Origin of the sequence: Flavobacterium chungnamense, assembly GCF_039539165.1 — a bacterium.
Lineage (GTDB): Bacteria > Bacteroidota > Bacteroidia > Flavobacteriales > Flavobacteriaceae > Flavobacterium > Flavobacterium chungnamense.
This window is the reverse complement of the sequence record NZ_BAABCS010000029.1, coordinates 1-15,521: the sequence shown is the minus strand read 5'-3', so window position 1 is coordinate 15,521 and position 15,521 is coordinate 1. Positions and strand designations below refer to the sequence as shown.

Here is a 15,521-nt window from a genome sequence, read left to right as displayed (position 1 = left end):
TTTATCTATTCCATGCAAATTTTTTTTAAAGTTTTTTTCAGTATTTATTAAAGAACGTCTGCCTTAATGCGGGTGCAAAAGTAGTTATCTTTTTGAATCTCGCAAGTCTTTTCTATACCTTTTTTGAAAGTTTTTTTTAACCCGCTCATTTTGTGATTGTTGTTAAACAAAGTTTTTTTAACAATTAAAATTTAATCTTACTTACTCTTCTTTTATTCTATTTATACCTGTAAAATTTATTCGTGCAGTACCACAACCATACCTTTACTATAAAGTATCTATATAGCATCTATAGAGTATCCATGTTTTATCTATTCTTTTTATTCAATTCTTTAGCTAATTCTTCCCAGTGTTGATTTAATTCATCAATATCTACTGGATTAGCTGATTTTTGTTCGATGAGTCTTCCATTAATAAAAGCTCTATAAAGTATAGTTTCTATTAAGTAATCTTCATTACTTTTGAATGGTTGGTAGGTTTGCTTTAGATTTATATTAAATAGTCTGGCAGTATTATTAGACCAAAAAGCTTTCCATCCACTTTTGTAATCCTTAATAAGGTCAAAAGTTGAGATGCCTGTTTGACGATGAATTAGTTTAATTAGAATTTGACCTTGTTTTGTAGATAATTTTTTAAGTCTTTCTTTGAATTCATTATCCAAATAATCTTCAACTATTTTAAAATATTTCTTTTTTTCTTTTTTTGACTTTAGTTTATCCATTGTTTTGTTCATCTGAATAAGTTTTTCAGAAGCCAATTTAGCGTATGGGTATACTTTATATACCCTATTTTGAAGTAATAAAAATTGTTTTTGAGCTTCTGGATCTAACTTATCTTTTGAAAGAATGACTTCATCTAATAATATTGTATCTATAATAGTTGTATCAATTTCTTTTATACTAATTTCTTTTTCTAGTATCTCAGGATCTTTTTCAACTTGAGCATTAGAAATATAGGTAGCAAAAAAAATAACTATTAATAATTGGTACTTAAACATGGCTGTTAATTTTAATGTAAAAATATAGAATATCCTTAACAAGTGTAGTGCCAAATTTATATTTTAGCAAAAAAATATTTTATGGCAACAAAATCGATACTTACAAAATCATCCATTTCCTTTTTGGAGAAATATTTGAATAATGCATCACCAACAGGTTATGAATCTGAAGGACAGAAAATTTGGATGGATTATTTAAAACCCTATGTTGATACATTTATAACTGACACTTATGGAAGTGCCGTTGGTGTTATAAACCCAGAAGCTAAATTTAGAGTAGTAATTGAAGGACATTCTGACGAGATTTCTTGGTATGTAAACTACATTACTGATAATGGTTTAATATATGTAATTAGAAATGGTGGTTCAGACCATCAAATTGCTCCATCAAAACGTGTAAACATTCATACAAAAAAAGGAATTGTAAAAGGTGTTTTCGGTTGGCCTGCGATTCATACTAGAAATCGTGGTAAAGAAGAAGCGGCAACTTTACACAATATTTTTATTGATTGTGGATGTGCAACCAAAGAAGAAGTTGAAAATTTGGGCGTTCACGTTGGATGTGTAATTACCTATCCTGATGAGTTTATGATTTTAAACGAGAATAAATTTGTTTGTAGAGCTATCGACAACAGAATGGGTGGTTTTATGATTGCTGAAGTAGCACGTTTATTGAAAGAAAACAAAAAGAAACTTCCATTTGGTTTATATATTGTAAACGCAGTTCAAGAGGAAATTGGGCTTCGTGGCGCTGAAATGATAACCCAAACTATCAAACCGAATGTAGCTATTGTAACTGATGTTTGTCATGACACTACAACTCCGATGATTGATAAGAAAATAGAAGGAGATTTACAAATGGGCAAAGGTCCAGTTATTGCTTATGCGCCAGCTACACAAAATATTCTTCGTGAATTGATTGTCACAACAGCTGAAGAGAAGAAAATTCCGTTTCAAAGACATGCTACTTCTCGCGTTACAGGAACAGATACTGATGCTTTTGCATATAGTAATGGTGGTGTTGCTTCTGCATTAATTTCTCTTTCTTTACGTTATATGCATACTACTGTGGAAATGGTTCATCGTGAAGATGTAGAAAATGTAATTAAATTGATTTATGAAAGTTTGTTGAAAATAGAAGACAATCACAATTTTTCTTATTTCAAATAATACTCCTTATATATATGTATAGAAAATCCGAATTTAATCATTCGGATTTTTTATTTTTATAAAAATTTATTTTAAAACTGTAACAATCCAAAAATCGATTTGTCTTTAGTATAGATTAACCATTCAACCAATTTGAAAAACCAAAATCTAGATATTGCTATTCTCCTAGAACGTTGCAAAGAGAATAATGAAAAAGCACAACTGACACTTTATAATCAATATTATAGAGCCATGTTTAATGTGTCGTATCGCATTGTTGGTGATTCATATCTTGCTGAAGACGTCATGCAAGAAAGCTTTTTGAAAGCATTTACAAAATTAGATTCTTTTAGTGGAAATGTAACATTTGGTTCTTGGTTAAAGAAAATTGTTGTCAATACTAGTATAAACGAGTTAAAAAAATCGAACAAATACCAATTTGAGAGTTTGGATGAAAACATAGAATTAATGGATTTTAAAGATGAATCAGAGGATTATTCTCAATTAAAAGCCGAAAGTATTTTAAAAACCATTCAAAGTTTGAAATCAAATTACAAAATCATTCTAACCTTATTTTTTATTGAAGGGTATGATTTGGAAGAAATTACAAGCATTTTAAATATTAGCAATGAAAACTGTAGAACGATGATGAGCCGAGCAAAAGAAAGTTTAAGAAAAAAATTAAATGAATTATGAGTACCAATAATCTAAATCAACTTTTTGAAAACCAAAACAATTGGGATTTTGAAGAACCAAATCTTGGGCACGAAAAGCGATTTCTTGATAAATTAAAGAAACAACAACCAAAAAAGAAGAAATTCAATTGGTTATCAATGTCTATTGCGGCTTCACTCCTATTAGGTTTTGGAATTTTAATTTTTAATGATAACAATAATCAAACTGAAGAAGTTGCCTTTTCACCTCAAGTACAAGAAACCCACGATTATTTTTCTTCTGTTATTAATAATGAGTTGGCAACTTTAAAAAAGCAAGAAACTCCGCAAAGTAAAGCATTGATTAATGATGCTATGAATGAAATGGAATCGCTTGAGAAAGATTATCAAAATCTGAAAGATGAAATTGCTAAAAATGGTGAAAACAAACAAATTGTCTTTGCTATGATAACCAATATGCAAACTCGAATTTCCTTTATAAAATCTGTTTTAGAACAGGTTGAAGATATTAACAAATTAAATAAAATTGAAGATGAAAAACATATATAACTTACTTTTATTCTTTGCATTACTTCCTATTTTGGGATATGCAACAGAAGAAAAACACGCCTACAATAAAGAAAAAAATATCTCCAAAACCTATTCGGTTAACGATGATGCACAAGTAAATATTACCAATTCCTATGGAAATATAAATGTGTATTTATGGGATGAAAACAAAATATCCATTCAAGTTAACATTAAAGTTTCTGGAAATAACGAAAAGAAAATTAACGAACGAATCAATACAATTGATGTTGATTTTGCTGCAACAATGAGCAAAGTTTCAGCTGAAACCATTTTCACAACTAAAGAATGGAAAGGCAATAACATCAGTTATGAAATAAATTATGTGGTAAAAATTCCACGAAATGGAAGCATTGATTTGGACAATAAATATGGTAACATTTCTGTAGATAAACTAAATGGAAGTTCTGCAATTGAATGTAAGTATGGAAGCATTATTTTAGGCCAATTTAATAATAAAACTAACAATATAAATATTGCCTATGCGCCAAATTCAAGCATAAATTCTATTGATAAAATTAATTTACAAAGTCAATATTCTGAAGTTGATTTCCAGAAAGTAAATCAAATCAACATTGATGGAAATTACAATACTTTTAATTTTCAAAACGTTGGAATTCTAAATCTATCATCAAATTACACCAAAATCAATTCAAAATCAGTTCAAAAAATTGCCATTGATGGAAATTATCTTACGCTGAAATTAGGTGAAATTGGAAATTCCTTAATTGCAAATTCAAATTATAGTGATATTCAATTATCTGCTTCAAATAAAACTGACGCCATTACAATCAATGGAAATTATTCCAATTCTAAAATAACTTGTACATCAGACTATGCATTTGACATCAATGTAAGCCTAAAATATGGTTCATTTGTTGATAATGTAGGACTGAAATATAGTTTAAAATCAGAAAAAAACACTTCAAAATCTTACACAGCTTATCATATTAGTCAAGGAAAATCAAAAATAAGTATCACAACAAATTACGGAAGCGTTCAACTTTTAACAAAATAATAATGAGAAAACTAACAGTATTATTAGCATTAATTAGCATTTCAATTGCAAATGCTCAAAATTGGGATAAAGAAAAAGTAAAAGGAAATGGAGTTCAAACCACAATTACAAGGACTACTGAATCTTATGATAAAATTTCAACAGGAGATTCATTCAATGTTGAATTAGTTTCAGGTAAAGAAGGAACAATTACAATAAAAGGAGATGAAAACATTATAAGTCACGTTGTTACTGAAATAATTGGAAACGAATTAAAAGTTTATTTTGAAAAAGATAGAAGCTATAATTATAAACAAGACATCACTATTACTATACCATTTGAAGAAATTAGCGAAATTTGGTTTACGGGATCTGGTAATTTAATTACAAAAGATGTGATAAATGCTAAGGATTTTGATGTAAAAATGACTGGTTCAGGAAATTGTGAGCTTGAAATTAATGCAAAAAAAGTTGATGCTAAATTCACAGGTTCTGGAAATTTAAAACTTTCAGGATTAACTAGCGAATTGGAAGCTAAAACGGCAGGTTCAGGCAATTTAAATTGTATAAAATTAACCTCTGAAAATGCTAATGTAGCTGTTGCGGGTTCAGGAAGTCTTGAAGTCAACTGCACCAATAATCTAATTGCTAAAGTAGCAGGAAGCGGAAATATTCAATACAAAGGAAACCCTAAAATTATCGATTCAAACGTTGCTGGTTCTGGTGATATTTCAGGAAATTAAGAGGTTAGTTATAAATGAAAAAAGTCCCAAAACTTAATTGTTTTGGGACTTTTTATATTAAAGCATTAGATTTTTTTTTAAGTAATCAATAACATTTTTTTCTATTCTTTCATTAATATGTGAAATATCAGCTTTAACAAATTTTTCTCCTAAAATATTTTCATATAATTCAATGTAACGTTCACAAACCGATTCAATATATTCATCAGTCATGTTAGGAATTTGCTGTCCTTCTTTTCCTTGAAAACCATTTTCAATTAACCAACGACGCACAAATTCTTTCGATAATTGCTTTTGTTCTTCTCCTCTATCTTGACGCTCTTGATAACCCTCAGCATAAAAATATCGTGAGGAATCAGGCGTATGAATTTCGTCAATCAAAACGATTTTTCCTTCTTTAGTTTTACCAAATTCATATTTTGTATCAACTAAAATCAATCCACGGCTGGCTGCAATTTCAGTTCCTCTTTGGTATAAATCGCGAGTATATTTTTCTAAAACTAAATAATCTTCTTCTGACACAATTCCGTTTGATAAAATAGCTTCACGAGAAATATCTTCATCGTGCGAACCATTATCTGCTTTGGTTGTTGGTGTAATTATTGGTGTTCCAAACTTGTCATTTTCCTTCAAACCATCTTCCATAGTTACTCCACAAATAGTGCGTTTTCCAAGCGCATATTCTCGAGCGGCATGACCAGAAAGATAACCACGAATTACCATTTCAACTTTAAAAGGTTCGCATAAATGTCCGACTGCCACATTTGGATCCGGAGTTGCAATTAACCAATTTGGAACAATATCTGAAGTTAGCTCCATGAATTTTGTTGCAATTTGATTTAAAATCTGACCTTTATAAGGAATTCCTTTTGGCAAAACCACATCAAAAGCAGAAAGTCTATCGGTTGCCACCATGACTAAAAGTTCGTCATTAATGTTGTAAACTTCTCTTACTTTACCGCGATAAACCGATTTTTGATTGGGAAAATTGAAATTAGTTGTAGTTATTGTATTCATTATAATTGTGTGTTGTTGTGTTTGGCAAAAATAGTTTCTTTTCAACACAAATACAATTATTTATTTGCTTAAAACATATCTTCTTATCAATCTATCAAATAATCTATAACCTAAAAATTTACGCAAATATTTCATCAGATTGGCATCAAAACCTATCGAATATTTTTTAAATCTTCGGGAGGGATTTTCGGCAATTTTATACAACTTATCTAGAATAGCTTCAGACAAATCATGATTATCGCAGGTTTTCCTGTTCATGATTCCGTCAATACTTTGCATCATTTCTGCATAAGATTGTATTGTTGATTGCTCACATTTAGTAACATTCTTCTGAAAATTGGAGGGTGTATTTCCAAATTGAACGGTTGAAACGCTAATATTAAAATCTAATAATTCGTATGCCATACATTCAGAAAAACTTTCAACGGCTTGTTTTGTTGGATGATAAAAACTTCCTAAAGGCAAATTCACCAATCCTGCAATCGAAGTAATATTTATAAAATGACCTTTCTTTTGTTCTCTAAAATGCGGAATAAAAGCACGACAAACTTTAACAACTCCAAGCCAATTCACATTTACAATAGCGTCAATTTTGGCATCTTCAGATAATTCTACAAAACTTCTGTAACCAATTCCTGCATTATTGATGATAACATCTATAGATTTATAATGATTTAGAATTTCATTTTTAGCTTTTTCAATACTTTCTGAAGAGGTTACATTGAGTTCGTAACTTTTAATATTTGGAATGCCTTCAAAAACATTAGCTTCTGAAATACAGATCATTGTAGCAATAACGTTCCAATTTTTTTTCGAAAAATGAATTGCAATTTCTTTGCCCAATCCTCCAGAAGCACCAGTAATAAGTATTGTTTTGATAAAGCTGCGTATAAATGATTATTTGAAAAATATAATTTTAACAAATATATAATTTTGAATCAAATAACCAAATGATAAATGTTTGTGTAGAAATTTAATTGATTTTCAGTTGTCGACTCAACTCTTCCAAAATAGCTAAACCTTTCGTATCTACTTTAAAAATTTCTTCAAAATCATCAATATCATTAGCGTTTCTGAATAAAATTTTCACTTTATCATTAGAAAAATCGAAAGAAATAATTTTTGATATTGGAATTTTATAACGCTTTCCTGTTTCGCGTTTTAAATAAAAAAATGCAGCAAAACCCAAACCAACAAAAGTTAGTGGAAAAAAAACATTTTTAGATTTTGTAATCATAAACAAACTAATGCAGATAATTACAAAAGGAAAACTATACATTTTAAAGGATTTTAAATCATTCTTTCGAATAGACTTGGGTGATTTCTCCAACAAATCATGAGTTTCCGACCAATTTCCTGAATTAGTTAGAAACAAATTTTCGTCGTTTATGTTGACATATCCGTTGGCGTATTTGAAGTATTCTTTCATTTTTTATGAATCACCATTTTTAAAATTTTTGAAATAACATTAATCAAAATCATAATTAGTAACGAAAACACGAATACCATAATCAAGATTATAAAAGTAATTTTCCAACCTGAATTAATCGTTGTGTTCCAACCAGGAATTATTGAAGCAAAATAATCAAAGTTGAAATAAATTAATAGTAGCGTTATAATTAATATGGAAAGCGTTAATAGAAAGTTTTTCATTATTTTACTTATCCAAAACACCATATTTTATTCCATTTATTTTCATAAAATCTTTAATTAAATCAATCATTTTAAAAGATTCTTGTAACATCGAAAATAAATTAATATTTATTATTGTTTCTTTTGGCATTTGAATAAACCGATGACATTCAAAACATATTTCTATATAGGATAAAATTTTGTCATTAGCATCCAAAAATAAAATTGCATTTCTAGGATTATAACATCCACTTATAATAATTGCATGCTCTTTGAATTTATCTTTCTTTAGTTTATAATTTATTAGAATGTGACTTAAACTATCAATTTGATTTTGATTTAATTCTACTATTTCAGTTGCATAGTATTTGCTTTTCCTTTCTGGTAATTCAAAGGATTTAATGATATTAAAATGCATATTAATCAATTTTAAACTATCATTTGTTATTAAAACACCATCAACTTCAACTATTGAATTAATTGGGTTCGGAAATGCTATCAATAAAACTTTCTTTGCATTACTAAATGGAAAAGTAGCTCTTCGTTCTTCAACAGTCTTCTTTCCATACAAACCCCATTTTATTTTGGAGTTTTGTGAAAAACAATTAAATCCGATAAGGAAAATAAAAACAATTATATATCTAATATTTAATATCAAAAATCTAATATTTAAAATCAATCATGATTCTCAATACTCTTGTAAGCATCGATTACTTTTTTCACCAATCTATGTCTTACAATGTCTTTGTCATCAAGATAGATGATTCCAATTCCGTCAATATCTTTTAAGACTAAAATTGCTTCTTTTAATCCAGAAATTGTTCTTCTTGGTAAATCAACTTGTCCCGGATCGCCTGTGATTATGAATTTGGCATTTTTTCCCATACGAGTAAGGAACATTTTCATTTGCGAATGTGTTGTATTTTGAGCTTCATCAAGAATTACGAAAGCGTTGTCTAAAGTTCTACCACGCATAAAAGCCAACGGTGCAATTTGTATAATTCCCTTTAAAATATAATCTTCCAAAGTTTGCGGAGGCAACATATCACGCAAAGCATCATACAATGGTTGCATGTACGGATCTAATTTTTCTTTCATATCACCAGGAAGGAATCCTAAATTTTCACCAGCTTCAACCGCAGGACGGGTTAAAACAATACGCTTTACTTGCTTTTCTTTCAATGCTTTAACAGCAAGAGCAACACCAGTATAAGTTTTACCTGTTCCAGCTGGACCAACAGCAAAAACCATATCGTTTTTAAAAACAGATTCTACCAATTTGTGTTGGTTGGGAGTCATCGCTTTAATCAACTTTCCTCCTATTCCATGAACTAAAATTTTGTCATGGTCAGGCATACGCTGTTCTTCTTGTGAATTGCTATGAATTACTCTTTCAATAACATTGCTATCAATATTATTATATCGAGTAAAATGTAACATCAATCGATTGAAACGGTTTTCAAATTCGTCTAATTCTTCTTTTTCGCCAAATGCCTTCAGTGTTGTGCCACGAGCCACAATTTTTAACTTCGGGTAGTACTTCTTAATTGTTTCAAGATGAGTGTCTTGTGCACCCCAAAATTCTTTTGGAGCGATGTCGTGTAATTCAATGATACGTTCGTTCAAATGGAAGTGTTTTTTAATTAGTTTTTGGCTAAATATTATTAGCTTTGCAATCATTTCAAATTTAATGAAATTAAACAAGCCACTTGATTAAATTCACTATATAGTTATAAACAAATTTATGTCAATAATTACCCTTACTACCGATTACGGATTAAAAGACCACTTTGTTGGTGCTTTGAAAGGGAAAATTTTATCGCAAGATAGCGAGGCAAAAATCGTAGATATTTCGCATGATGTTGATCCGTTTAACGTTAGTGAAGCTAGTTATATTATTGGTTCTTTTTACAATAGCTTTCCAAAAGGAACCGTTCACTTAATTGGAATTGATATCGAATTAAAAGAAAACAACCAACACATTGCCATCGAATGGAACGGTCATTTTTTTATAGCTGCCGATAATGGAATTTTGAGTATTTTAATTGAAAAGATTAAACCTCAAAAAATGGTGGTAATAAATATTCATGATAGACTTTTGCCTGAAGCAACTGATATGGATGTTTTGCTAACTGTGGCGATTCATTTATCAAAAGGTGGTTCGTTGAGTGTTATTGGTAAAGAAATCAAAACTTTAAAAGAAGTAACCGAATTACAGCCTGTGATTTCTGATGATTCTAATTCAGTAAAAGGTTACATTGTATATCTTGACCGATTTGGAAATGCTGTGACCAATATTACAAGAAAAATGTTTTTAGAGGTTTCCAAAGGAAGACCTTATGAAGTAAATTTTAAAAGCAAAAAAATAAAAAGTATTTTCGCAAAATATTCCGATTTAGAAGCCATTGACAAAAGGCCTTTGTCATCGATTAGTGGAAATGCAGTAGCCATTTTCAATGAAGCAGGTTTTCTAGAAATTGGATTGTATAAAAGTAATCCGAAGGTGGCAACTGCAGCAAGTTTACTCGGAATTACTTACAGAGATGCTATTACCATCAATTTTAATTAAAGTTAACTATGTTCGTTAGAATAGTAAAAATGTCCTTTCACGAAGAAAATATTCCAGCATTTTTGGAAAATTTCGAATTAATGAAAAACCACATACGAAACTCGCCTGGAAATCGTTTTCTTGAATTGTATCAAGACAAAAACAATCCTTGCATTTTCTTTACTTATAGTTATTGGGAAACCGAAGACGATTTAGAAAATTACAGAAAATCAGCATTATTTGACGAAGTTTGGACGTTTACAAAAAAACTGTTCAACGATAAACCCGAAGCTTGGAGTTTAGATAAATTAGTTAGTCTTGCTTAATTACGAATTAAAAATTACGAATTACGATTGCCAAATAATAAAATTATACAAATCACCGAATAAAAATAAATGAAATCAATATTATTAAGAGAAATTAAATCCTTTTTTGGTTCGCCCATTGGATATTTAGTAATCGCTATTTTCTTATTGCTCAACGGATTATTTCTTTGGGTTTTTGAAGGCGATTTTAATATTTTAAACAGCGGTTTTGCCGATTTAACTCCGTTTTTTACCTTATCGCCTTGGATATTAATTTTCCTAATTCCTGCAGTAACCATGAGAAGTTTTTCTGATGAAAAAAAGCAAGGAACTATTGAACTTTTGATGACCAAACCAATATCTATTTGGGAAATCGTTAGCGGAAAATTCTTTGGTGCGTTTTTACTTATAGTAATTGCAATCATTCCAACATTTATCTACGTATATGTAATTTATGGTTTAGGAATGCCCGAAGGAAATATTGATATGGGCAGCACAATGGGTTCTTATTTCGGACTATTATTCCTAATTGCTGCTTACACTTCTATTGGAATTTTTACTTCTACACTTTCAGAAAACCAAATTGTAGCTTTTATAGTTTCTGTTTTCTTGTGTTTTATTTTCTATTTTGGATTTCAAGGTGTAGCTTCACAATTTAAAAGTTTTGAAGATATAATTTCGCTATTCGGGATGGATTATCATTTTAAAAGTATGAGTCGTGGTGTTATTGATACGCGTGATGTACTTTACTTTGTAAGCATTACATATATTTTTCTTTTCTTCACTGTTCTTAAATTAAAAGATTCTAAATGGAAATAATTATAAGCGCAATTATAGCATCATCTTTTATATTAATTCATTATTTTTTATTCAAAAAAGTAAATGAAAAACATAATTATCTTTTAATGATAACTTATTATTCTTTAGGAATAATTTTTATTGGTTTCTTTAATAATGTTATAGAATATATTTTTAGAATTGTTTTATATAATTCTGAATCATCATTCTTCGTTATTCCAACGATTATATCCATTACAACATTTTTCATTATAGGTCACAAGATTTTTTCTAAGTCAAAACATTATGTTACATTCAAGAAAATTGCAATCACATTATCTATAATAATTATAGTTAATCTACTATCGAATATTTTCTTTAAACGTTTCGATTTAACTGCTGACAATCGTTATACACTTTCAGAAACTTCTCTAAATATTATAAAAGAAGTTAAAGAACCTTTATATGTTGATGTTTTTCTTGAAGGAAATTTTCCAGGAGAATTCAAAAAACTCCAAACAGAAACTCAACAATTATTGGAAGAATTTAAAGCATATAATTCAAATATTATCTTCCAATTTGTAAATCCTTTAGAAAATGAAGATGAGCGTGAAGCGGTGATGCAATCGTTTTACGAAAGAGGTTTGACGCCTTTAAATGTTACTCTTGACGAAAAAGGAAAACAAACACAAGAAGTGGTTTTTCCTTGGGCAGTGGTTACTTATGGAAATAAAAGTACGAAAGTACCTTTGCTAAAAAATATGTTAGGAGCTTCAACTGCTGAAAAAGTTGTGAGTTCGGTGCAACATTTAGAATATGCTTTTGCCAATGGATTTAATACCATCACAAAAACAAAAGAGAAAAAAATTGCTATCATCAAAGGAAATGGTGAATTAGACGACCGAAATATAGCTGATTTCTTAAAAACTGTTCGTGAAAATTATTACATCGGACCCTTTACCTTAGATTCTGTTGCAAAAGATGCAGGAAATACATTAAAAGCATTAAAAAAATACGATTTAGCTGTTATTGCTAAACCAACAGAAGCTTTTACTGACCAAGAAAAACAAGTGCTAGACCAATTCATCATGAATGGTGGAAAAACTCTTTGGTTAGTCGATCAAGTCAACATGGAAATGGACAGTTTAATGGAAACTGGAGAAAATCTAGCTTATCCAAGAGATTTGAACTTTAACGATATGTTCTTTAAATATGGTGTGCGAATCAAACCAGATTTAGTTAAAGATTTACAAGCAACACCTATTTCATTAGCAACAGGTCAACAAGGTAGCGCAACACAATATAGCCAATTTTTTTGGTTATATTCTCCAGCAATTTATTCTGAATCAAAACATCCTATTGTAAGTAATTTAGATGCTTTAAAATTTGAATTTACAAATCCAATAGAAGTTCTTAAAAATGATATTAAAAAAACAGTTTTGTTATCCTCTACCAAATTATCAAAAGCTGTTGGAACTCCAGTAGAAATTAATTTAAATATAGTTGCTGAAAAACCTGATATGAATGAATACAAAGGTAAAATGCCTATTCCTGTTGCTGTACTTATGGAAGGAAAATTTCATTCGGTTTATGAAAATCGTGTATTGCCATTCAAAGAAAGTAGCTTCACTCCTATCGGAAAAGAAAATAAAATGATTATTGTATCTGATGGCGATGTTATTAAAAATCAATTGGATAAAAACTACCAACCATTAGAATTAGGTTATGATAAATGGACTAACAATCTATATGCAAACAAGGAATTCATGATGAATTGCGTGAATTATTTGTTAGATGATAACGGACTTATTAACATTAGAAGTAAAGAAGTTGACTTACCCATTCTAGACAAAGAAAAAGTAACTGAGGATTACACATTTTCACAAATCATAACTGTCGGAGTTCCAATTGTAATTTTAGCAGTGTTCGGTTTAGTGTTTACTTTCCTTAGAAAAAGAAAATATAGTAAGTAATGTTAATAAAAATCTTTTTGAATTCTATTTCTTTAAGATATATTTGTAAAAAATAACAAAAGATGAAGTTTATTGTATCAAGCTCGTATTTATTAAAACAACTACAAGTTTTAGGTAGCGTTATTAATAGTAGCAATACCTTACCAATTTTAGATAACTTTTTATTTGAATTAGATAAAAAAGCGTTAACCGTTTCTTCTTCTGATTTAGAAACTACAATGTCGGCTACTTTAGAAATTGAGTCGACTGATAAAGGAAGTGTTGCTGTACCTGCGAAATTATTATTAGATATTCTAAAAACATTTCCTGAGCAACCATTAACCTTCACTGTTGAAGAAAATAGCACTATTGAAATTAGTTCTAATTCTGGTAAATATGCTATTGCTTATGCTCCAGGAGAAGAATTTCCAAAATCAGTTCAATTAGAAGATCCATCTTCAACTTTAGTTCCTGCAGAAGTTTTAGCAACGGCAATTAGCAAAACTATTTTTGCAGCTGGAAATGATGATTTACGTCCAGTAATGAGTGGTGTTTTCTTTCAATTTTCTCCAGAAGGTTTGATATTTGTTGCTACAGATGCTCATAAATTAGTTAAATATGCTCGCACAGATGTAAAAGCATCTCAAGTGGCTGATTTTATTATGCCAAAGAAACCTCTAAATATTTTGAAAAGTATTTTAGGAGCTTCTGATGCTGAAGTGAAAATTGATTATAATGATGCTAATGCAACGTTCTCTTTTGAAAATTATGTATTAACTTGTAGATTAATTGATGGAAAATATCCAAATTATGAAGCAGTTATTCCAAAAGAAAATCCAAACAAATTGTTGATTGATAGAACGCAATTTTTTAGTTCTGTTCGTCGTGTGGCAATTTTCTCAAATAAAACTACACACCAAATTCGTTTGAAAATTGCTGGTGCAGAATTAAATATTTCAGCAGAAGATATTGATTACTCAAACAAAGCTGAAGAAAGATTGACTTGTGATTATCAAGGTGATGACATGCAGATCGGATTCAACTCTCGTTTCTTACTAGAAATGTTAAGTAATTTACAATCAGATGAAATTCAATTGGAAATGTCAATGCCAAACCGCGCAGGAATTCTAACTCCAGTTGATGGATTAGATGAAGGTGAAACCGTTACAATGCTTGTTATGCCAGTAATGCTTAACAATTAAAATACAATTAACTAACCCAACCGACGAAAGCCATTTCTATGTAAATATAGGAACGGTTTTTTTATTATATTTTCATATATTTGTTAAAACCAATAAACGGAGTTTCCGAAAATCCATAAGAGTAGGAAAAACAAAAACTAACAAAAATATGAAGAAAAATTTACTAGCAATCGTGATTACACTTGGTATGTTTTCAATTGCAAATGGTCAAAAATTAGACAAATTTGGTGCAGATTTAGGTAAAAAATCTGTAATGGGAAAAGAAATTAGAGCTCCTTACACCGACTTAACAAGTTATTTTGGTTATATAAAACCAGGTTCTAAACCAGATGAAGTTAAAGGTGGAAAAAAGATGTATTACATTTATGTATGGATTCCAGTAGCAGCACCTGAAATTGGAATTAGAATGATTTCACCAGCTCCAGAAAGCGTAAAAGCTTCTGATAAAGATTATGTTTCAGCAGATTTTATAGCAAATTCTTCTGATACATCAAACTTTTTCGATACTTGGGTTACTTTTGAAAGAGCTGAAGGAATTCTTAAATTAGAAGATGTCGCGACCAAAGCTAAAACAGCAAAATGGAATACTATTGAATCAAATGATGATTCTAGTGAAATGCCAGCTCAACCATCTGGTAGTAAATATAACTCGCTTATGAGAATAACAAGCGACACTTCAAATCCTTCTAAAGCAATTGTAATGGGATTATACAGAATAGGATTTACCACATATAAAACTGGTGAAGTTCAAGGAAGTTTTTTAGCACAACTTGGAGCTCCAATTAAACTTCCTGGAGTTGCTATTGCAGTTAAACCAGAAGATTTAGCAGCAGCAGCAAAAAAATAATTTTTTTTTTGGTTTAATAGTCAAAAATAGTTGGTAAAAATGTTTTGAGTACCTATAAAATATGATATTGAGAGAAGTTTATTGAAATTCGTTTCAATAAACTTTTTTTATTTA

17 protein-coding genes are annotated in these 15,521 nt (G+C 29.7%); 11 read left to right on the top strand and 6 right to left on the bottom strand.

All coding sequences use genetic code 11. The features are described 5' to 3' along the window. Positions 1-307: 307 nt before the first annotated feature. A complete protein-coding gene (locus ABD771_RS13580; protein WP_345095511.1) occupies positions 308-997 on the bottom strand; it encodes a DUF4294 domain-containing protein in 690 nt (229 codons plus the stop codon). A gap of 81 nt (positions 998-1,078) precedes the next feature. Between ABD771_RS13580 and ABD771_RS13575 the strand changes: the two genes are divergently transcribed. From ABD771_RS13575 to ABD771_RS13555, 5 genes are all read left to right on the top strand, one after another. Then, entirely contained in the window at positions 1,079-2,167 is a 1,089-nt protein-coding gene (locus ABD771_RS13575; RefSeq protein WP_298308015.1) for a M42 family metallopeptidase, read from the top strand. 132 nt (positions 2,168-2,299) lie between these two features. Next, a complete protein-coding gene (locus ABD771_RS13570; protein WP_345095508.1) occupies positions 2,300-2,842 on the top strand; it encodes an RNA polymerase sigma factor in 543 nt (180 codons plus the stop codon). Then, positions 2,839-3,369 (top strand): anti-sigma factor, encoded by a 531-nt coding sequence (locus ABD771_RS13565; RefSeq protein ID WP_345095506.1) that lies wholly within the window; start codon positions 2,839-2,841, stop codon positions 3,367-3,369. Before ABD771_RS13570 ends, ABD771_RS13565 begins: the two co-directional genes overlap by 4 nt. Further along, positions 3,353-4,405: a hypothetical protein gene (locus tag ABD771_RS13560; protein ID WP_345095504.1), complete on the top strand. Its 1,053-nt coding sequence runs from the start codon at positions 3,353-3,355 to the stop codon at positions 4,403-4,405. The genes ABD771_RS13565 and ABD771_RS13560 overlap by 17 nt, the downstream gene beginning before the upstream one ends. Positions 4,406-4,407: 2 nt before the next feature. Then, positions 4,408-5,127, top strand: a complete 720-nt coding sequence (locus ABD771_RS13555) for a head GIN domain-containing protein (RefSeq protein ID WP_345095502.1) — start codon at positions 4,408-4,410, stop codon at positions 5,125-5,127. 57 nt (positions 5,128-5,184) lie between these two features. On the opposite strand, the gene ABD771_RS13550 is transcribed toward ABD771_RS13555, so the two are convergent. The 5 genes from ABD771_RS13550 to ABD771_RS13530 form a co-directional block, all read right to left on the bottom strand. Continuing rightward, positions 5,185-6,144 (bottom strand): phosphoribosylaminoimidazolesuccinocarboxamide synthase, encoded by a 960-nt coding sequence (locus ABD771_RS13550; RefSeq protein WP_345095500.1) that lies wholly within the window; start codon positions 6,142-6,144, stop codon positions 5,185-5,187. A gap of 60 nt (positions 6,145-6,204) precedes the next feature. Beyond that, positions 6,205-7,008 (bottom strand): SDR family NAD(P)-dependent oxidoreductase, encoded by an 804-nt coding sequence (locus ABD771_RS13545; protein ID WP_345095513.1) that lies wholly within the window; start codon positions 7,006-7,008, stop codon positions 6,205-6,207. A 109-nt stretch (positions 7,009-7,117) separates the two neighbouring features. Next, positions 7,118-7,573 carry a hypothetical protein gene (locus ABD771_RS13540; RefSeq protein WP_345095498.1) on the bottom strand — a complete coding sequence of 152 codons (456 nt, stop codon included), beginning with the start codon at positions 7,571-7,573 and terminating at the stop codon, positions 7,118-7,120. Between the two features lie 228 nt (positions 7,574-7,801). Continuing rightward, on the bottom strand, positions 7,802-8,347 hold the full coding sequence (locus tag ABD771_RS13535; RefSeq protein ID WP_345095496.1) for a hypothetical protein: 546 nt from the start codon (positions 8,345-8,347) through the stop codon (positions 7,802-7,804). Between the two features lie 104 nt (positions 8,348-8,451). Next, a complete protein-coding gene (locus tag ABD771_RS13530; RefSeq protein ID WP_345095494.1) occupies positions 8,452-9,402 on the bottom strand; it encodes a PhoH family protein in 951 nt (316 codons plus the stop codon). 118 nt (positions 9,403-9,520) lie between these two features. Between ABD771_RS13530 and ABD771_RS13525 the strand changes: the two genes are divergently transcribed. From ABD771_RS13525 to ABD771_RS13500, 6 genes are all read left to right on the top strand, one after another. Then, a complete protein-coding gene (locus ABD771_RS13525) occupies positions 9,521-10,345 on the top strand; it encodes an SAM hydrolase/SAM-dependent halogenase family protein (RefSeq protein ID WP_345095492.1) in 825 nt (274 codons plus the stop codon). A gap of 8 nt (positions 10,346-10,353) precedes the next feature. Further along, on the top strand, positions 10,354-10,650 hold the full coding sequence (locus ABD771_RS13520; RefSeq protein WP_345095490.1) for a putative quinol monooxygenase: 297 nt from the start codon (positions 10,354-10,356) through the stop codon (positions 10,648-10,650). A gap of 69 nt (positions 10,651-10,719) precedes the next feature. Then, positions 10,720-11,448, top strand: a complete 729-nt coding sequence (gene gldF / locus ABD771_RS13515; RefSeq protein WP_345095488.1) for a gliding motility-associated ABC transporter permease subunit GldF — start codon at positions 10,720-10,722, stop codon at positions 11,446-11,448. After that, positions 11,439-13,379 carry a gliding motility-associated ABC transporter substrate-binding protein GldG gene (gene gldG, locus ABD771_RS13510; RefSeq protein ID WP_345095485.1) on the top strand — a complete coding sequence of 647 codons (1,941 nt, stop codon included), beginning with the start codon at positions 11,439-11,441 and terminating at the stop codon, positions 13,377-13,379. Before gldF ends, gldG begins: the two co-directional genes overlap by 10 nt. 62 nt (positions 13,380-13,441) lie before the next feature. Then, entirely contained in the window at positions 13,442-14,560 is a 1,119-nt protein-coding gene (gene dnaN, locus ABD771_RS13505; RefSeq protein ID WP_298309366.1) for a DNA polymerase III subunit beta, read from the top strand. Between the two features lie 148 nt (positions 14,561-14,708). After that, positions 14,709-15,407, top strand: coding sequence for a LipL32 family surface lipoprotein (locus ABD771_RS13500; RefSeq protein ID WP_345095481.1), 699 nt, complete (start codon positions 14,709-14,711; stop codon positions 15,405-15,407). The last annotated feature ends 114 nt before the right edge of the window (positions 15,408-15,521 follow it).